This window comes from Anoxybacillus thermarum, from assembly GCF_000836725.1.
GTDB classification, from domain to species: Bacteria; Bacillota; Bacilli; order Bacillales; family Anoxybacillaceae; genus Anoxybacillus; species Anoxybacillus thermarum.
On record NZ_JXTH01000029.1, the window covers coordinates 18,830 to 33,975 of the forward strand.

12 protein-coding genes are annotated in these 15,146 nt (G+C 43.0%); 3 read left to right on the forward strand and 9 right to left on the reverse strand.

What is annotated here, in order from left to right:
* Nucleotides 1-28: 28 nt before the first annotated feature.
* From LH47_RS08335 to LH47_RS08370, 8 genes are all read right to left on the reverse strand, one after another.
* On the reverse strand, nt 29-2,917 hold the full coding sequence (locus LH47_RS08335) for an ATP-binding protein (RefSeq protein ID WP_043966491.1): 2,889 nt from the start codon (nt 2,915-2,917) through the stop codon (nt 29-31).
* The gene (locus tag LH47_RS08340; protein WP_043966493.1) at nt 2,901-3,275 is read right to left on the reverse strand and encodes a response regulator transcription factor; all 375 of its coding nucleotides are present in this window, start codon (nt 3,273-3,275) and stop codon (nt 2,901-2,903) included. Before LH47_RS08340 ends, LH47_RS08335 begins: the two co-directional genes overlap by 17 nt.
* Entirely contained in the window at nt 3,275-6,469 is a 3,195-nt protein-coding gene (locus LH47_RS08345) for a hypothetical protein (protein WP_200890860.1), read from the reverse strand. Before LH47_RS08345 ends, LH47_RS08340 begins: the two co-directional genes overlap by 1 nt.
* Entirely contained in the window at nt 6,466-7,851 is a 1,386-nt protein-coding gene (locus LH47_RS08350) for a glycosyltransferase family 2 protein (protein WP_043966494.1), read from the reverse strand. Before LH47_RS08350 ends, LH47_RS08345 begins: the two co-directional genes overlap by 4 nt.
* Entirely contained in the window at nt 7,844-8,884 is a 1,041-nt protein-coding gene (locus LH47_RS08355) for a HEAT repeat domain-containing protein (RefSeq protein ID WP_043966496.1), read from the reverse strand. Before LH47_RS08355 ends, LH47_RS08350 begins: the two co-directional genes overlap by 8 nt.
* A gap of 2 nt (nt 8,885-8,886) precedes the next feature.
* A complete protein-coding gene (locus LH47_RS08360; protein WP_043966498.1) occupies nt 8,887-10,497 on the reverse strand; it encodes a diguanylate cyclase in 1,611 nt (536 codons plus the stop codon).
* Nucleotides 10,498-10,509: 12 nt separating this feature from the next.
* Entirely contained in the window at nt 10,510-11,415 is a 906-nt protein-coding gene (locus LH47_RS08365; RefSeq protein ID WP_043966500.1) for a chemotaxis protein, read from the reverse strand.
* Between the two features lie 70 nt (nt 11,416-11,485).
* Nucleotides 11,486-12,124 (reverse strand): glycoside hydrolase domain-containing protein, encoded by a 639-nt coding sequence (locus LH47_RS08370; RefSeq protein ID WP_043966501.1) that lies wholly within the window; start codon nt 12,122-12,124, stop codon nt 11,486-11,488.
* A gap of 141 nt (nt 12,125-12,265) precedes the next feature.
* On the opposite strand from LH47_RS08370, the gene LH47_RS08375 reads away from it, so the two are divergent.
* The gene (locus tag LH47_RS08375; protein WP_235341084.1) at nt 12,266-12,850 is read left to right on the forward strand and encodes a TetR/AcrR family transcriptional regulator; all 585 of its coding nucleotides are present in this window, start codon (nt 12,266-12,268) and stop codon (nt 12,848-12,850) included.
* Here LH47_RS08375 and LH47_RS08380 read toward each other — a convergent pair.
* A complete protein-coding gene (locus LH47_RS08380; RefSeq protein ID WP_043966505.1) occupies nt 12,847-14,103 on the reverse strand; it encodes an ATP-binding protein in 1,257 nt (418 codons plus the stop codon). The two genes, LH47_RS08375 and LH47_RS08380, sit on opposite strands and share 4 nt — an antisense overlap.
* Nucleotides 14,104-14,282: 179 nt before the next feature.
* Here LH47_RS08380 and LH47_RS14930 point away from each other — a divergent pair, with 179 nt between their 5' ends.
* Both LH47_RS14930 and LH47_RS08385 read left to right on the forward strand, forming a co-directional pair.
* Nucleotides 14,283-14,432, forward strand: coding sequence for a hypothetical protein (locus LH47_RS14930; protein WP_009362570.1), 150 nt, complete (start codon nt 14,283-14,285; stop codon nt 14,430-14,432).
* 133 nt (nt 14,433-14,565) lie between these two features.
* Entirely contained in the window at nt 14,566-14,802 is a 237-nt protein-coding gene (locus LH47_RS08385; protein WP_043966507.1) for an IDEAL domain-containing protein, read from the forward strand.
* The last annotated feature ends 344 nt before the right edge of the window (nt 14,803-15,146 follow it).

A 15,146-nucleotide genomic window follows, 5' to 3' on the forward strand; every position in this document is an offset into this window, starting at 1 on the left:
GGTTTTTATACAAAAAAAAGAGGAAACCTTAATTGGCTTCCTCGTTTAGCGGGACGAAAATTTCTCCTTGACGCTCTTTATTTAATAACATTTGCAAAATCGTTTTCGATAGCTGGCTCGGTTGATACGGTTTTACTAAATAACTATTTGCGCCGAGCGCCATTCCTTTTTCCCGTTCTTCTAACGCTGAAGAAATGATAATTGGAATATGGGCGAGCTCTTCATTTTGCTTTAGCTCTTTTAACACATCCCAACCAGATACGTCATGTTCTTCTAACATAATGTCTAACACGACCGCATCCGGTTTCTCTTTTTGAATGAGCTCAATCGCTTCTTTTCCTTCTTTGACGAGTTTGACGCGAAACCCGCTATCTTTTAATTCCGCTTCTAATAATGCAGCTAAATTTTCGTCATCTTCGACAATAATGACGTGCGCATGCGCTTGTTTGTCGTCGATGTCGCGTTCGTCTTCCCTGCTACGCGCCATAACGACAAGCGGGAACGATATAGTAAACGTACTTCCTTTTTTCAATTCGGATGTAACGGCTACTTCTCCTTCATGCGCTTTGACAATTTCTTTGACAATCGCCAGTCCAAGCCCGGTGCCACCGATGCGGCGACGGTCGGAATTGTCGACGCGATAAAATTTCGTAAATAAATGCGGCAACGCTTCTTCTGGAATACCTAACCCTTCATCTTGCACATCGACGCATAGTCGATTGCCCCGCTCGTATATGCGTACTGTAATATTGCCGCCATCTGGCGAATATTTAATGGCGTTGCTAATTAAGTTTGTAAACACTTGGGCGAGCTTGTCGCGGTCGCCGAGCACCGTCGTTTTGTCTGTTTCTTTTTGTAAACGGAACTGATGAATCGTCGTATTCACTTTTTGCGTTTCAATGACGTTTTCAATAATGGAAACGAGATCTTCATATTTTTTATCGTACGTTTGCTTTCCAGACTCCATCCGCTGTACATCTAAAAAGTCGTTAATGAGCGCTGTTAACCGTTTCGCTTCTTGATAAATCGTCGTTAAATATTTTTTCTGCCGTTCTGGTTTTAACTCTTTCGTTAACATGAGTTCCGTAAAGCCGAGAACGCTTGAAAGCGGCGTGCGCAACTCGTGGCTGACGGTGCTGACAAATTCGGACTTCATTTGATCGACTTCAAACTCTTTCGTAATGTCGCGATGGACAAATACCGTCCCTTGCCGCTCCCCGTTGCGATATAACGGCTTGGCATACACTTGAATGACTTTTCGTTTTTGTGGTAAATGGTATACAAACGGTTCACGTTCTTCATCGCCGTTAAAAATGATTGCCCGTAAATAGTCGCATAACGTTTTGCCCGCATCAGACTGCTCAATTAAGCCGCGCGCCCATTGTTCGTAGCTTGCCCCTCCAAGTTCAGCAATCGTTTCTTTTTGAAGCAAGTCGGCCATTTGTTTATTGACGATGACGCTATTGCCGTCGCGGTCAACGAAATGAATGCCTTCCTGCACCGTATTTAAAATATGTTGCACCGTTTCGCGCGCTTGCTCTGTCTGTTCGTACAGCTCCATTTTTTGCAAAGAAATCGATATTTGTTTCGTTAATCCGACATATTCATGCACTTCTTCGTCCGAAAACGGTCCGCCGAAGCGGCTGAACACTAAAATGGCTTGCACTTTGCTTTCATTCGAAAGGACAGGTAAAAAAACGTCGTGCACAAACATCGTCTCTTCATGATACCCTTTTTCTGACGCAGCGACTTCGCGCTTTAACACAAACGGCTTCTTTTGTTCAAACAATCGTTGATGCAAGCCGTTGTACACGTACGTTAAAAATTGTTCAACCCCATATGGCGACAGCCCAAATGCTGCATATGTTTTTTGTTCGTTCATTAAAACAATCATGCCGCGGTCGGCTTCCATGACGCGCGCCATGTTAAACACGATGCTGTGCAACACTTCTTGCCGATCGAGCGAATTTGACAAACCTTGAATAAAATCGTTATACCGCTCTAATTCCCGTTCGCGCGCTTGCATCGCTTCAAGCGCTTGTTCGAGTTCGGCTTGTTGCACCTCTAATTCATCTTGCTGCGCAAGTAATTCTTCATTATGCGCCATTAAACTTTCTTCTTTTTCCTGAATGCTCATTAACATTTTCCGAAACGCTTGAGCAAGTTTTCCAATTTCATCTTCGCGAGCCGTATGAATGACGTCGTTGTTATGCACTTGTTCGTCATTTGCAATTTTTTCTGCCATGTGGGCGAGGGCGCGAAGCGGTGCGCCGATTTTTTTCGTCATGATGCGCGCGATGGCGGCGAGCAAAAACAACATCAAAAAGACGAATACGATAAACGCCGTTTGGGCGATTTGCTGCTCTTTGCTTAACTGCCGAAAGGCGCCATCTAATTGATCATTTAAGCTTTGTTTATACGTTTTCATTTGAAATTGGAATTGCTCAATCGATGCCGTTCCGCCGTTTTCCGATAAACTTAACACTTTTTGTATATTGCCGCTTTCAAACGCTTCAATTGCTTCAGGAACAAGATCGCCGAAATAGTAACTAGCGAACTGGCGTGCCTTTAAAATAAACTGCTTATCGTCTTTCGTCGTCGCTGCTAACTCTAACGCATCGAGCCCGGTTTGGGCATTTTCTTGTTCACGGAAAATGCTTAATTTAAATTCTTTTCGGTTAAATGCTAAATAGCCGCGCGCGTCGGAAAATGCTTGGTTGAACGCCTGTTCAATTTCTTGAGCATATTTCATTTTCATTTCGATTTGATTTTTTTTCTTTTCAAACGATGTCACTAGCGTTGCCTGATACATAGACAGGGCGGTCGCGCCGACAACGAAAATGATAAAAAACGACGCGACAAGCAAAATAAACTGCCTCGCGAAACTTTGTCGAAAATAGCTACGCATCTTCTCCATGTAAAATCGCCTCGATTCGTTGCACTAATTCAAGCGGACTGTACGGTTTTGCCATAAAATAGTCAGCGCCAGCGTCTAATACGCGCTGTTGATCTGCCTGCTGACTTTTTGCCGATAGCATCATAATCTTTACATGTTTTTTATCGGGCATTTGACGCACTTGTTGAATGACTTCTAAGCCGGTATATATTGGCATCATGTAATCAAGTAAAATTAAATCGTAATCGTTTTGTTTAATCATATTAATCGCTTCTTCCCCGTCGCACGCTTCATCGATGTCGTGCCCTTCATCTTCTAGCGTATCGACAACGAGCATACGCAACACTTCTTCATCTTCCGCTAATAAAATTTTCGCCATTATTTTCTCTCCCCTTCAACGCTCTTATATATTTGTTTCACAATCGTGTACGAACGTTTTAACCGTTCGTGATATGTCGGTTGCTCCCAACCGTCCCATGTGTACGTATAAAATTGTTTTGCATCTAAATGTTCAGGATATGAGAACCCTTTTTCATACACGCCGATGCGAATGCCGTCGATCGTTCGGCTGCTTGCTAATCCACCTTTCCACATATCTCCCATCGCTTCGTGCATGCTCGGGTCTTTCACATTTAAAAGCGCCCACGGGATGCGAATTTCATATCCGTCTCTTTGTTTGCTGACGCTTACGTCTGTTAAAGAGTTGTACGCTCCATCGTTCGGATTTGCTGTACCAAACGTCATGATACCTGTTTCGTAAAAATCGAACGGATACGTTTTTCCTTTAATTTGTAATTTTTTATTTAATGTCAAACGAATCGGATGATATACACCATTATTTTTTTTGTTCGCATACGGCAAACGGTCAATCATATTTAAAATGTGTCCGTAATGATAATAAAATGAATCGTAATAACTATCAACCCATAATCGCCCTTCTTTTTCACCGCGTAAATGAAGGACGAAATCGACGCCTTCTGTTCGTACGTTCGGCACATTGAGAACGGTCGCTTGTCCTTGGTTTGCGATTGTGTCAAACAATATATATACGTCTTTATTTTGCTTCACCGTTGTGTCGTAACGAATATACACGTATCGTTCATCGCTCGTCATATAGAGCGCGCGCCCGTCTTGTTGAAAGGCAGGAGCGATTTGTTGAAATGCCCAATCTTCTTTTCGTCCGTCGACTTTGATCATCATCGTTTCATTTTTCGCTGGATCAAAACTAAGTAAACCGAATTGTTGTTCGTTCGTTTGCGCGTTGGACCAAAACGGACGACGGTCAGGATTATCGTAATCCATCGTGTTCCACGTTCGTTTAAACCATTCATCTTGCCATGTGAAAATAAAGCCGCCTGCCATGCGTTCATGAACGATGTCTTCAAATAGTTTTTTGTTGATTACACCTTGCTCTTGTTCGGAATGGAATCCTTGGTTCATCCCGTATACGTTGCGGTGCGTCATGCCGCGCGATGACGGGACGCCAAATTCGGCTACGACAATCGGCATGCGATGCACCCGTTTCATATCGTGTAAGTAGCCTGCATAGTTATTTTTCTCGCCGCGATGGTCGATGTAATTTACGTATTTTTGCTCATAGTTTAAAAAGTCTGGGTAGTACGGATAAATGTGATACGACGCAAATAAGCCGCTATGCATTTTATTTGTCGAATATATGACGTTCGGGTTTACCGATACGAAATCTTCTTTTTCTAACGGCTCGCTCGGATGCGTTAACAAATCGGTCGTCACCCAGTTTGTGAAACTGACCGGACGTTGCCAGCCGTACGTTTTCGTTTCGTACGCGATCGCTTCATCCATCATGCTCGCAAGCCAAATTTCAAACGGTGATGCATCTTTTGTGTACACATACGTCCCTTTGTAATCTGGTAACCCCGCATGTTTCGTATTCGTCGCATGGACGACCGTCGGTTCCCATTCGACCCCAAAAATCCAGCCGAGCACATACGGTGAAATGTCGTATCGATATATGCCGCTCGCGTGCCCTGAGCGAGGTGGGATCGCCGCCCGCCCGTGAACGATATCAATCGTTCGTTTCATTTCCGCAACAAATTCATCCGTATTTTCTTTTGCAAATGCGTCGTTTGTACGTAAAAACGTCTCTTCATTCACCCACACCCCGTGAAATAAATATAAAGGCTGATCCGCAATTTCGTTATATTCGTAAAACGCCTCATAAAACGCTGGTGGATGAATCGTATACACACGAATGGCATTCGCATGCATCGCCCCAATTTGTTTAAACCACCGAAAATATTCTTCTTTCGTAATCGCTGTTTCTCCCGGGAAATGACCCGGCTTGGCGATCCCCATATTAACTCCTTTTAACAACATGTTTTTCCATTTGCCGTTTTTATATATTTGTATATATTGATCTCCGACGCGTCCCGCTAGCTGGATCCCGTCGTCTGTTTTCGCAATCGTTCGTTCGACCGTACGCTTTTCATCATGATGCATAGATTGAAAAATCGTTTTCATCATTGGAACATACGCTTTCCAATAAAACGATGTGGTGCCATTCGGGTCGTGACGCGTCGTCCATTTGCGCCATACGTCAAGGCCGACCGTTTGATATATGTTCGGTACATTTCCTTCATCTGCATAATCGCCACAAAAGTAATACGCCTCATAGCGCGCATTGCGATGATGAACAACGGCTGGAAACGTCGTCGGCAAACCGATCGCTCGTAATTTTTCTTTTCCGCTTTTTGATAATGAGAGCGTATATGTCGCTAACACTTCTTCGTCATATATTGGTTTTACGATGTCAAACCAATACGAATACGGAATGGAACCTTTTATCGCAAGCTTTTTTTCTCCTTTTTTCGTCGGAGTAAAAAGCACCCCTTGTTTGCCAATTTCTTTTTTATCCAAAATGACGAGCCGATCGTATTCATTGACAAGCACATAACCCGGACCGGTAAATGCATATCGTTTTCCATATTGTTTTTCATAGTTTTCTCTTACCCAAACAGGCACTTCGTCATCTTCAAGTTTTGGAAAATAGCGACCAATCCAGCCCGTCCATTCGACGTTTAATAAAGCATAAAATTTGTTGCGAACAGACGGATCCGTCGGGCTTGCGAACGAATTAAACTCGGCGATGAGCGTCTTGTTTCCGGCAAACATCGCCTCGTGCAGTCGATTGACTTCTTGTTCCGTCAAGCCGCCGTACACTTTTTTTGAGCGTTTCCCTTTCTTTTTTTCAGCGGTGAAATCTTTTTCATATACGCCGTACGTATCGGCGACATAAATGACATCATACGATTGTAACGATGTCGGCCATGGGCGCTCTTTTTTTGCCGTCGGTATAAACCCGACATAATCTTTTTTCACATCGTAGCGCGCCCCGTCTGGCTTTACGTACTTTTGTTGGTTTAATAGCCAAACGAGCCCTTTATGTTCACGATACGTATCATCTGGAACAGTTTTATTGACAATCAACACGTGTAACGTGTTAGCCGGTTTCATTTGCCATAACCAATACGGTGAAGAAATGATCAGAAAAATAAAGACAATATATAAAACAAGCCAACGTTGTTTGTTCATCATTTCGACACACCTTTTCTTTTCATTTCTCCCCATCCTTTTCTTTTTAACAGCGCATCAACGATTCCCTCACAGCGCCATAACACCGTCAACGGACGATACCATAACGTTTCAGTCAATGAGTAAAAAAAGAGGCGTACAACATCTGAGACGCTCGAAAATTTCCGCACCGTCCATTCTTCTAACAATACGGCAGCCATTGAAAAAATCGAACCGTACAAAACGGAAACGAGGAATAGTAAAATCGCAAATTCAATATATATGTCACCTAAGATAAGCGAAACGATAATGAGGATGTAGCCAAGCAACTCAACGACAGGACCTAAAAATTCAATGAGTAAAAAATATGGCATCGACACGAGTCCAATGGAGCCGTAACGCGGGTTAAACCACATGCGTCGGTGAAGCCAAAGGCTTTCAAACAATCCGCGATGCCAGCGCCGCCGCTGTTTGCGCAAATCGGTCATCGATTCTGGCGCTTCCGTCCAACAAACCGGATCGGGCACGTACACAATTTTTTTATTTGTTTTCGATTCTTTAATGAGACGATGAAGTCGGACGACAAGCTCCATATCTTCACCGACTGTATGCGCATATCCGCCGGCGCGAATGACCCACTGTTTCGAAAACACGCCGAACGCCCCTGAAACGATGAGCAGCAAATTGTGGCGGCTTAGTCCGATACGTCCCATTAAAAAGGCGCGCAAATATTCAATGACTTGCATAATGACGAGCGGTTGACGGGAAAGTCCAATGCGCACCACTTCCCCTTTTTCAATGTCGCAGCCGTTAGCGATGCGCACGCTTCCGCCAGATGCGATCACGTCTTCGTCTGAGTCCACAATCGGCTTCATGACTTTTAAAAAGGCGCGACGTTCAATGACCGAGTCGCCATCAATGGAACAAACGTATGGATACGTTGAAAAATTAATGCCTGCGTTTAACGCATCTGCTTTTCCGCCGTTTTCTTTATCGATGACAAATAAATGGGAAAACTTGCGTGAGCGATATACGGCGCGTACTCGTTTCGTTTTGAGTTGTTCGCGAATGACGCGCTTGATCGGAATAAGATCGAAATCTTTCTTTAGCCGCTCAAGCGTATCGTCGGTTGAGCCGTCGTTAATGACGACAATTTCGTACTCTGGATATTCGATGCTAAGTAGTGAACGAACAGTCGCGAAAATGCCGGCTTCCTCATTGTAAGCAGGCACTAAAATCGAAACCGGTTTCGTATAACTTACATCGAGCATTTCTTCATACGGCTCCCATTCGTCTAATTCGTACATGCGACGCAATTGAATAAACGAAACAACGAGTAAAAACGTATAAAATAAAATGACCGCAATCATAAAGAAAAAGACGAACATCGCTGCCAATTTAATCATTTTCTCGCCCTCTTTCTAACCATTCAAGCGCCATATCGCGCGCATAACGGTCATCTGATGTTCGGGCAATTTGTTCAAGAATCGCCAAGCCGTTTGGCATGCGCAACAACGCCTCTGCCGCTTGCGAGCGCACGGAGAAAACACGGTCTTTGACGAGCGCTTTCATCGTCTCAACAAGCTCATATGGGCGGATGCGCGCGCATAGCCGAAGCGCCATAAGCCGCTCTTGCCAAACGGGTGAATGTAAATGAATGCGAAGTTGCTCGGAATCAAGCGGGAAAGCGATTTCCGCTAACGCTTTTAATGCGCGAATGCGATATTCGCTTTGTTCATGTCGAAGCAATGTACGCAAAAATGAAACGTGCGGAAGCTTTTGCATAATACCGATCATATCAATGATCGCATATCGTATTTTTTCGTTCCAATCAAAAAAATGGTCAACCATTTTCACAAATGTATGATCGTCCATGCGCGATAAAATGAGGCGATAATCAAATTGCGTAAACGATTCATCTGTTTGTTTCATATATTCATATACGTGTGGATGTTGAAAAAGCGCAAACATGTTTAACAGTTGGCGCTTTTCCATCGTCGTTAACTGTTTTTGTTCATACATTGCTTCCAACTCATGAATGAGCGAGCGAAGATGAAAATCTTCAATAAAAAAGAGGGCGTTCATTCTTCTTCCAAGCCGACGGTGAACAAGTTGCGCCCGCAAATAATCAACAAAATACATCTCTGCTAACGTTGTCGCCCTCTCCTTTACACCCCCATTGGCAAGTACGCGCATAAAATGATCGAGCAGCTCCATCATCGCCACATGTTGTGCAGACGATAACGGAGCGGGAACTTGTTCGTCACCGTAAGCTAAATAGCGAAATAACACCGGTTCATACAGCTGTTTATACGTTTCCACTTCTCGCTTCCATTTGCCGTCTTTTCTTTTTCGGACAACTAAATAAAGAAAAATCGCAAATAAAACGGTGAATAAAATGATCACGATGACCGTAAACAAAACAAGTTGATTAGACACGACTAATTCATCCTTTTTAACATATGGCGTATTCTTGCTTCAAGCTCAAGCAGCTTAAACGGTTTTGTCATATAGTCATCTGCACCAAGCTCAAGCGCGCGGGCAATATCGTTTTCGCTTTTTCTTGCTGTTAACATAATGACTTTATACCGCGCGGAGTCTTTGCGGTTTCGCAGTTGTTGTAACACTTCAAGTCCGTCCATTTTCGGCATCACCCCATCTAAAATGACGAGGCACGGTTCTTTTCCATCATGCCAATCGGACGACATAAACTGTTCACCATCTTTAAACGCACGCAAATCGAGCGTCACTTTTTCTTTCGTAAACATTTTTTGTACGACGTCTGTCACAATGGCGCGCACAATGGCATCATCATCTACAATCGCAACTTTCACCGTGCGTCGATGTGATGCTTTTTGTTGTTTAGCAAGCACAACGCAGTTTCTTCCTGTATTTTTCGCTTCATATAGCGCAGAGTCGGCAAGTTCGATCCAATGGCCGATCGGCTTTGTTGGATCGTTAACTTCCACAATTCCCGTCGAAAAAGTACACGAAAACGTTGCATCCCCGCTTTGAAACGTCATCCGTTCAAACTGTTCGCGCAGACGATCAAATACAAGAAACGCCTCTGCCGCTTCTGTTGCCGGCAATAATACAACAAATTCTTCTCCGCCAAAACGAATGACAATATCACGCGCGCGGACGTTCGTTTTTAAAAATTGCGCAAATTGTTTTAAGACGACGTCGCCAATTAAATGTCCGTATTGGTCGTTGACTCGTTTAAAATAGTCAATGTCAAGCACCGCTAAACAAAACGGTTCGTGCGTGCGATGCCAATCGCTTTTTAATTGTTCATATGCTTGCTTTATATATTTTCGGTTGTAGACGTGCGTCAGTTCATCTAAGAGAAGCAGTTCATCAATTAATTGCTTTCTTTGAAGCTGCCGACGAATGCGCACGATAAATTCGTCGATCTCAAACGGTTTTGGAATAAAATCGTCCGCGCCCATTTCATAACTTTTCATGCGCGTTTCTTTTCGATCGTCAATGCTCACCATAATCATCGGGACGAATTGTTGTTTTAATTTTTGTTTTAAAAACGTTAATACTTCAAACCCTGTTTTCGTTTCCATATGAATATCGATGACGACACAATCTGGACGGACGTCGTAAAACGAAGCGACCGCTTTGACCGGATCGGCAATCGCGACAACGTACCATCCGCTTTGCTCGAGCTGTTCTTTCACATACATTAAAAACGACGGGTCGTCATCAATGAGCAAAACAGTCGGTTCGTCTCCTTTTTTCGTTCCTCTTTCCCCTTCTGTAACGTCCCCAATTTGTTGTTCATAACAAAGTTGAAAAAGCGGGGTTAGCCGCTCTTTCACATCTTCCACTTTCCATTTTTTCTGTTCGTCTTCTCCCCATTGTTCCATCAGCTGGCGCGCATAATTCCCGATATTCGTCATTCCGATCATCGCGGCCGTACCAGCGATGGAATGGAGCAGGCGATATACTTCTTGATGGGCAATTTCATCTACCGTTTCCCATTCTTCTAACCGTTTGCGAATGTTTTTTAAAAAATGTTGGCGATATTTTTCATAACGATCCATAGCAATCCCCTACTACAAAATATGTTGGTCGATCATTTGCACAAGTTCGGCAATTTCTGGTTTGCTTACTTGCGCTGTTGCTCCGACGCGCTCTCCTTTATGGCGAAGGTCATCTGTAATGAGTGAAGAGAAAATGATAACCGGCAAATGTTTTAATGTTTCATCTTCACGAATGCGCTTCGTTAAATGATGGCCGTCCATTTGCGGCATTTCAATGTCGGTAATGACTAATTGCACTTCGCTTTCAACCGGTTTTCCTTTTTGGACGATCGATTGTAAATAATTTAACGCATCTTCGCCGTTTTCAAAAAACTCGACATATACATATCCTGCTTCCGCAAGTGTGTCGTGAAGAAGCTTGCGTAACAACGGTGAGTCTTCCGCAACGATCAGCTTTTTATTCGACCGTTCACGTTTGCCAAGCTTTTTCACTCGCTCGACGTGAATGCCCGATTGCGGATTAATATCGACGACAATTTTTTCAAAGTCAAGCAATAAAATCATATTTCCGTTTAATTTCACAACGCCGATAATTTGGCTTTCCAATCCTTGATACATTTGCGACGGCTTTTCGATTTGCTTCCATGATATGCGATGAATTTGTGTAACGTTATGGACGTGAAACACAACTTTTTGCTGATTAAACTCCGCAACAATATATTTATCTTGCGCTGGGTTGTTTGACGGGGTGAATCCGAGCGCTTTTGCCAAATCAATAAGCGGAAGCACTTCGCCGCGCAATTCGATAATGCCTTCGATATACGGATGAGCATGCGGCACTTTTGTCGGTGCGATCGGATGAATAATTTCTTTTACTTTAATGACGTTAATCGCAAATCGGTTGTCACCAATTAAAAATTCGACAATTTCTAGTTCATTCGTCCCACTTTCTAATAAAATTCCATTTTTATTTTCCATAACATAGCCCCCATTACGACAACATTTACCTTCATTTTATCATACTTCTTATCGCAGACGAAAAATATTTTTAATATAAATAGTCGCTTATTTTCCGGTTTGCCACGTTCGTATCGATGGCGCAACGGTCGGCATCGCGCCCATATTGCCACATCCAAACGTTCGCGCGGCAATTCGGCACGTTCGGACGATACGTTGGCGCTTTGGCCGCTGGCGTCGCCCCCGGACGCGGGTATGAACTCCATATAATCGTTTGTTGGGCGATGCGTTCATCGTTTTTCACCGCTTCACAATAAGCCTCACCAAACGCCCCTTTCGTCGGATTCGCGTATATGCCCGGTCGATATCCGCTCGGATAAAACGTATCGACCCATGCTTGAATCCACGCATCATCTACTTGAAATTCATCTTCAATGTTCGCAAAAATGACTTTATTTTTCGGAATGCCTAATCTGCGCGCGTGAAAAATCGCATTGCGCGCCGCCGTTCTTCCTTTTTCGTATGTTGTCGCCTCACGAAACGCATTGTAAATCGGCGCGATTTTTATGCCGCGCCCACGAATAAACGCGATTTCTTCTTTCGTCAAACCGTCCGATACGTTCGGCACCGTCGTCACATATCTTCCCCAAAATTGCGGAAAACCGTATTCTTTTCTTACACACGCAAGCAACGTCTCCGTCACTTTTGCCGCTGAATCGACACCCCACATGCATCATTCCTCCTTTTCATGTTTCTTTCCATATATATGCGAATGATACATGTCTAAACAAAACTTTCATCTTTTAAAATATTACTTTATTCCTAGGTAAAAATCACTATAATAAAAGTAGACGATGATGATGGGGGATTCATGATGAAAAGAGAAAGACAAAAAAAGCAAACGAGAATATTGCTTCAACAAACCGCCCTTCGATTATTTCAAAAACAAGGGTATGAACAAACGACCGTTTTGCAAATTACGAATGAAGCTGGCGTAGCGAAAGGAACGTTTTTCAACTATTTTCGCACGAAAGAAGAAGTGTTACAAAGCGTGTTTTCCACGCATGTAGAACGCATATGTAAAAGGGTGCAAGAAAGCGAGGAACGAACGTGGCATAAGCAAATCGAGCAGTTGTTTTATGAATTAACAACGATGCATGAAAAACTCGGAAAAGAAGTGACGAAATCCATGGTACATATTTATACGGGAAAACAATATGACACGCTTCCGTTCACTCCTTTTATTCATATGTTGACGAATATATTTGAAGAAGGGAAACGATGCGGAGACATTCGAACGAAACGATCTTCCGAAACGCTTTCGTTAATCGCTCTGCAACTATATTTTGGGGCATTAAAACTATGGATGTTTTCCCACTTATCTGAACCGCTATCGGCTTTTACGATCGATACGGTCACGATGTTTATCGACTATATGAAAAAAGAAGGGGACTAATCCCCTTCATATAGCGGTAATGTAATCGTAACCGTCGTTCCTTCATTCAGTCGGCTTTCGTACGCCATCGTTCCTCCCATTTGGCGAATGATTCGAGAGGCAATCATGCTGCCTAGCCCCGTTCCTTTCGATTTTGTCGTATAGTACGGCAAGCCGATATTTTTCAGCTCATCTTTGGTCATTCCTTTTCCTGTGTCACGAATCGTGATAATGACTTCCTTTTCTTTTTCATCGACCGTTTTATGAATCGTCACAACTCCGCCATGTTCAATCGCTTCAATCCCGTTTTTCATAACGTTTAATAACGCTTGTTTTAAATAATGACTGTCGCCATACACGTCGCTTTTTCCTTCCGTATAAAGATGTAGCGACACGTTTGTCATCGTACCGAGCGGACTTAATAAATGGACGGATGTATATAAAATGTCATCAATGCTCACTCTTTGTAGTTGAAATGATGCTGGCTTAGCGAGCGTTAAATACTCGCTAATAATTTTATTCGTCCGATCTAATTCTTCTAAAATGATCGGGGCAAACTTTTTTACGTTTTCGTCGGTCGTATCTTTGCTTAAAAATTGGACGAAGCCCCGCACCGTCGTGAGTGGATTGCGAATTTCATGGGCGAATGAAGCCGCCATTTCGCTTACCGTCGCTAGTTTATCGAGGTAAATCATATCGTCAAACTGCTCGTTAAATTGGATAAGACGCTCGATGACGTAAATAAGCGCTAAAAACATGGCGATAAAAAAAGAGAAGTAAACGATATAAAATCGCCAAGAAAGCGGTGGAACGGCGTACATAATCGTTGCGATATATAAAATGAGATAAATGAAAACGATCATAAGCCCATATAACATTTTTCTTTTGACGTGAAAAAAGGACGAGCGAAACAATATGCCGACAACGTATGCAAATACAGAAACGGTCGCTCCCGCATAAGCGAACGGACCGCCAATGATGAACCGTGCGATAACAACGGTGAACGTACATAACAGCCCAGCCGTTTTTCCGATATATAACGTCGTCACTAAAATGACGATCATGCGAAAGTCGAAGTTCGTTTTCACTAACGGCTGAATTGGATACATCATACATAACAAAGCCGTAAACGATGCAACGACGCCGTACATCATTTTTTGTTTCCAAGTGAGCGCCATTTTTCGACGAAACGGAGAAAATAAGTTGGCATTGAAAATGAGTGAAAATAAAATCGTCATATTGACAACGAGCGGTTTAATCACAACGCTAAACATGTAGTTCCTCCATTACAGTTATTCCATCTGTATTGTAGCATAAGAAAGAAAAGGGAAGGATTCGTTATTATTTTCAGAAAAAACAAAAACATTGACATCTTTATGAACATGATAGACGTGGACAAGCGAAGCGCGTTACAATGTTTGTGAAGAAAAACACGAAAAGAGAAGGTGTCAAAATGAAAGGGTTAGCCATTCTTTTTGAAGAAAATCATACGGTCACGATTTTAGAAGATGTAGAAAAAGAACAACTTGAAGAAGTAGCGGACGAAGAAACAGAAGCGGTTCTTTGGCATGATGAAGAAATCGACTGGGACTACGGTTATTAATATATAAAGCTGGCATTCGTCAGCTTTTATTTTTTTTATTTTTATTTTTCGAAATTTTATTTACAATTTACAAAAAACTCTTTATAATGTAGAAAAGGAGAAGAATATTCTTCTCTCTAAGGGGGAATGAAACATGTTTGAAAAGTACAATGATATGGCACTCGTATCTCAACCGTATGATCTCACAGATTACAAACAAGTCGCACAATTTGTGATCGAACAGGCGTTGTTTCGCTACGAAAGAGATCGGCTCATGCGCGATATTGACAAGGCGCTTGAGCAACGGGATGAAGCGTTGTTTCTAACCCTCGCACAACAATACAACGAGCTTCTAGAACGCTATCGTCATTTGGAGGATGTGCGCGCATGATCGACTGTGAAACGACAGAACAGCACGTAAGGTGAACGTTTGACGCAAGTGTGAGTAAAATATTTGTGGGTGACATTCAGGAATGATTCCCCGACGAGGGTTGCGAACTTTTGTTCGCGACGCTCGTCGGGGCCACCAAGCGAAGCGCGGTAGAAAAAAGCAAATGTCATGCAAAAAGGACTCTCTCCCTGCTATGATGGTGATGACCAACATCAATAAAACAGGAGGGAGAGAGTCCATGAAACATTTTACCACAGAATGGCCTTTATTAAAAGAGCTGGAGGAACAATTAGTCAGAACTCTTCAAAAGGTGTTCGCTGTCTTGTTGGCGGCCCTTTTGGAGG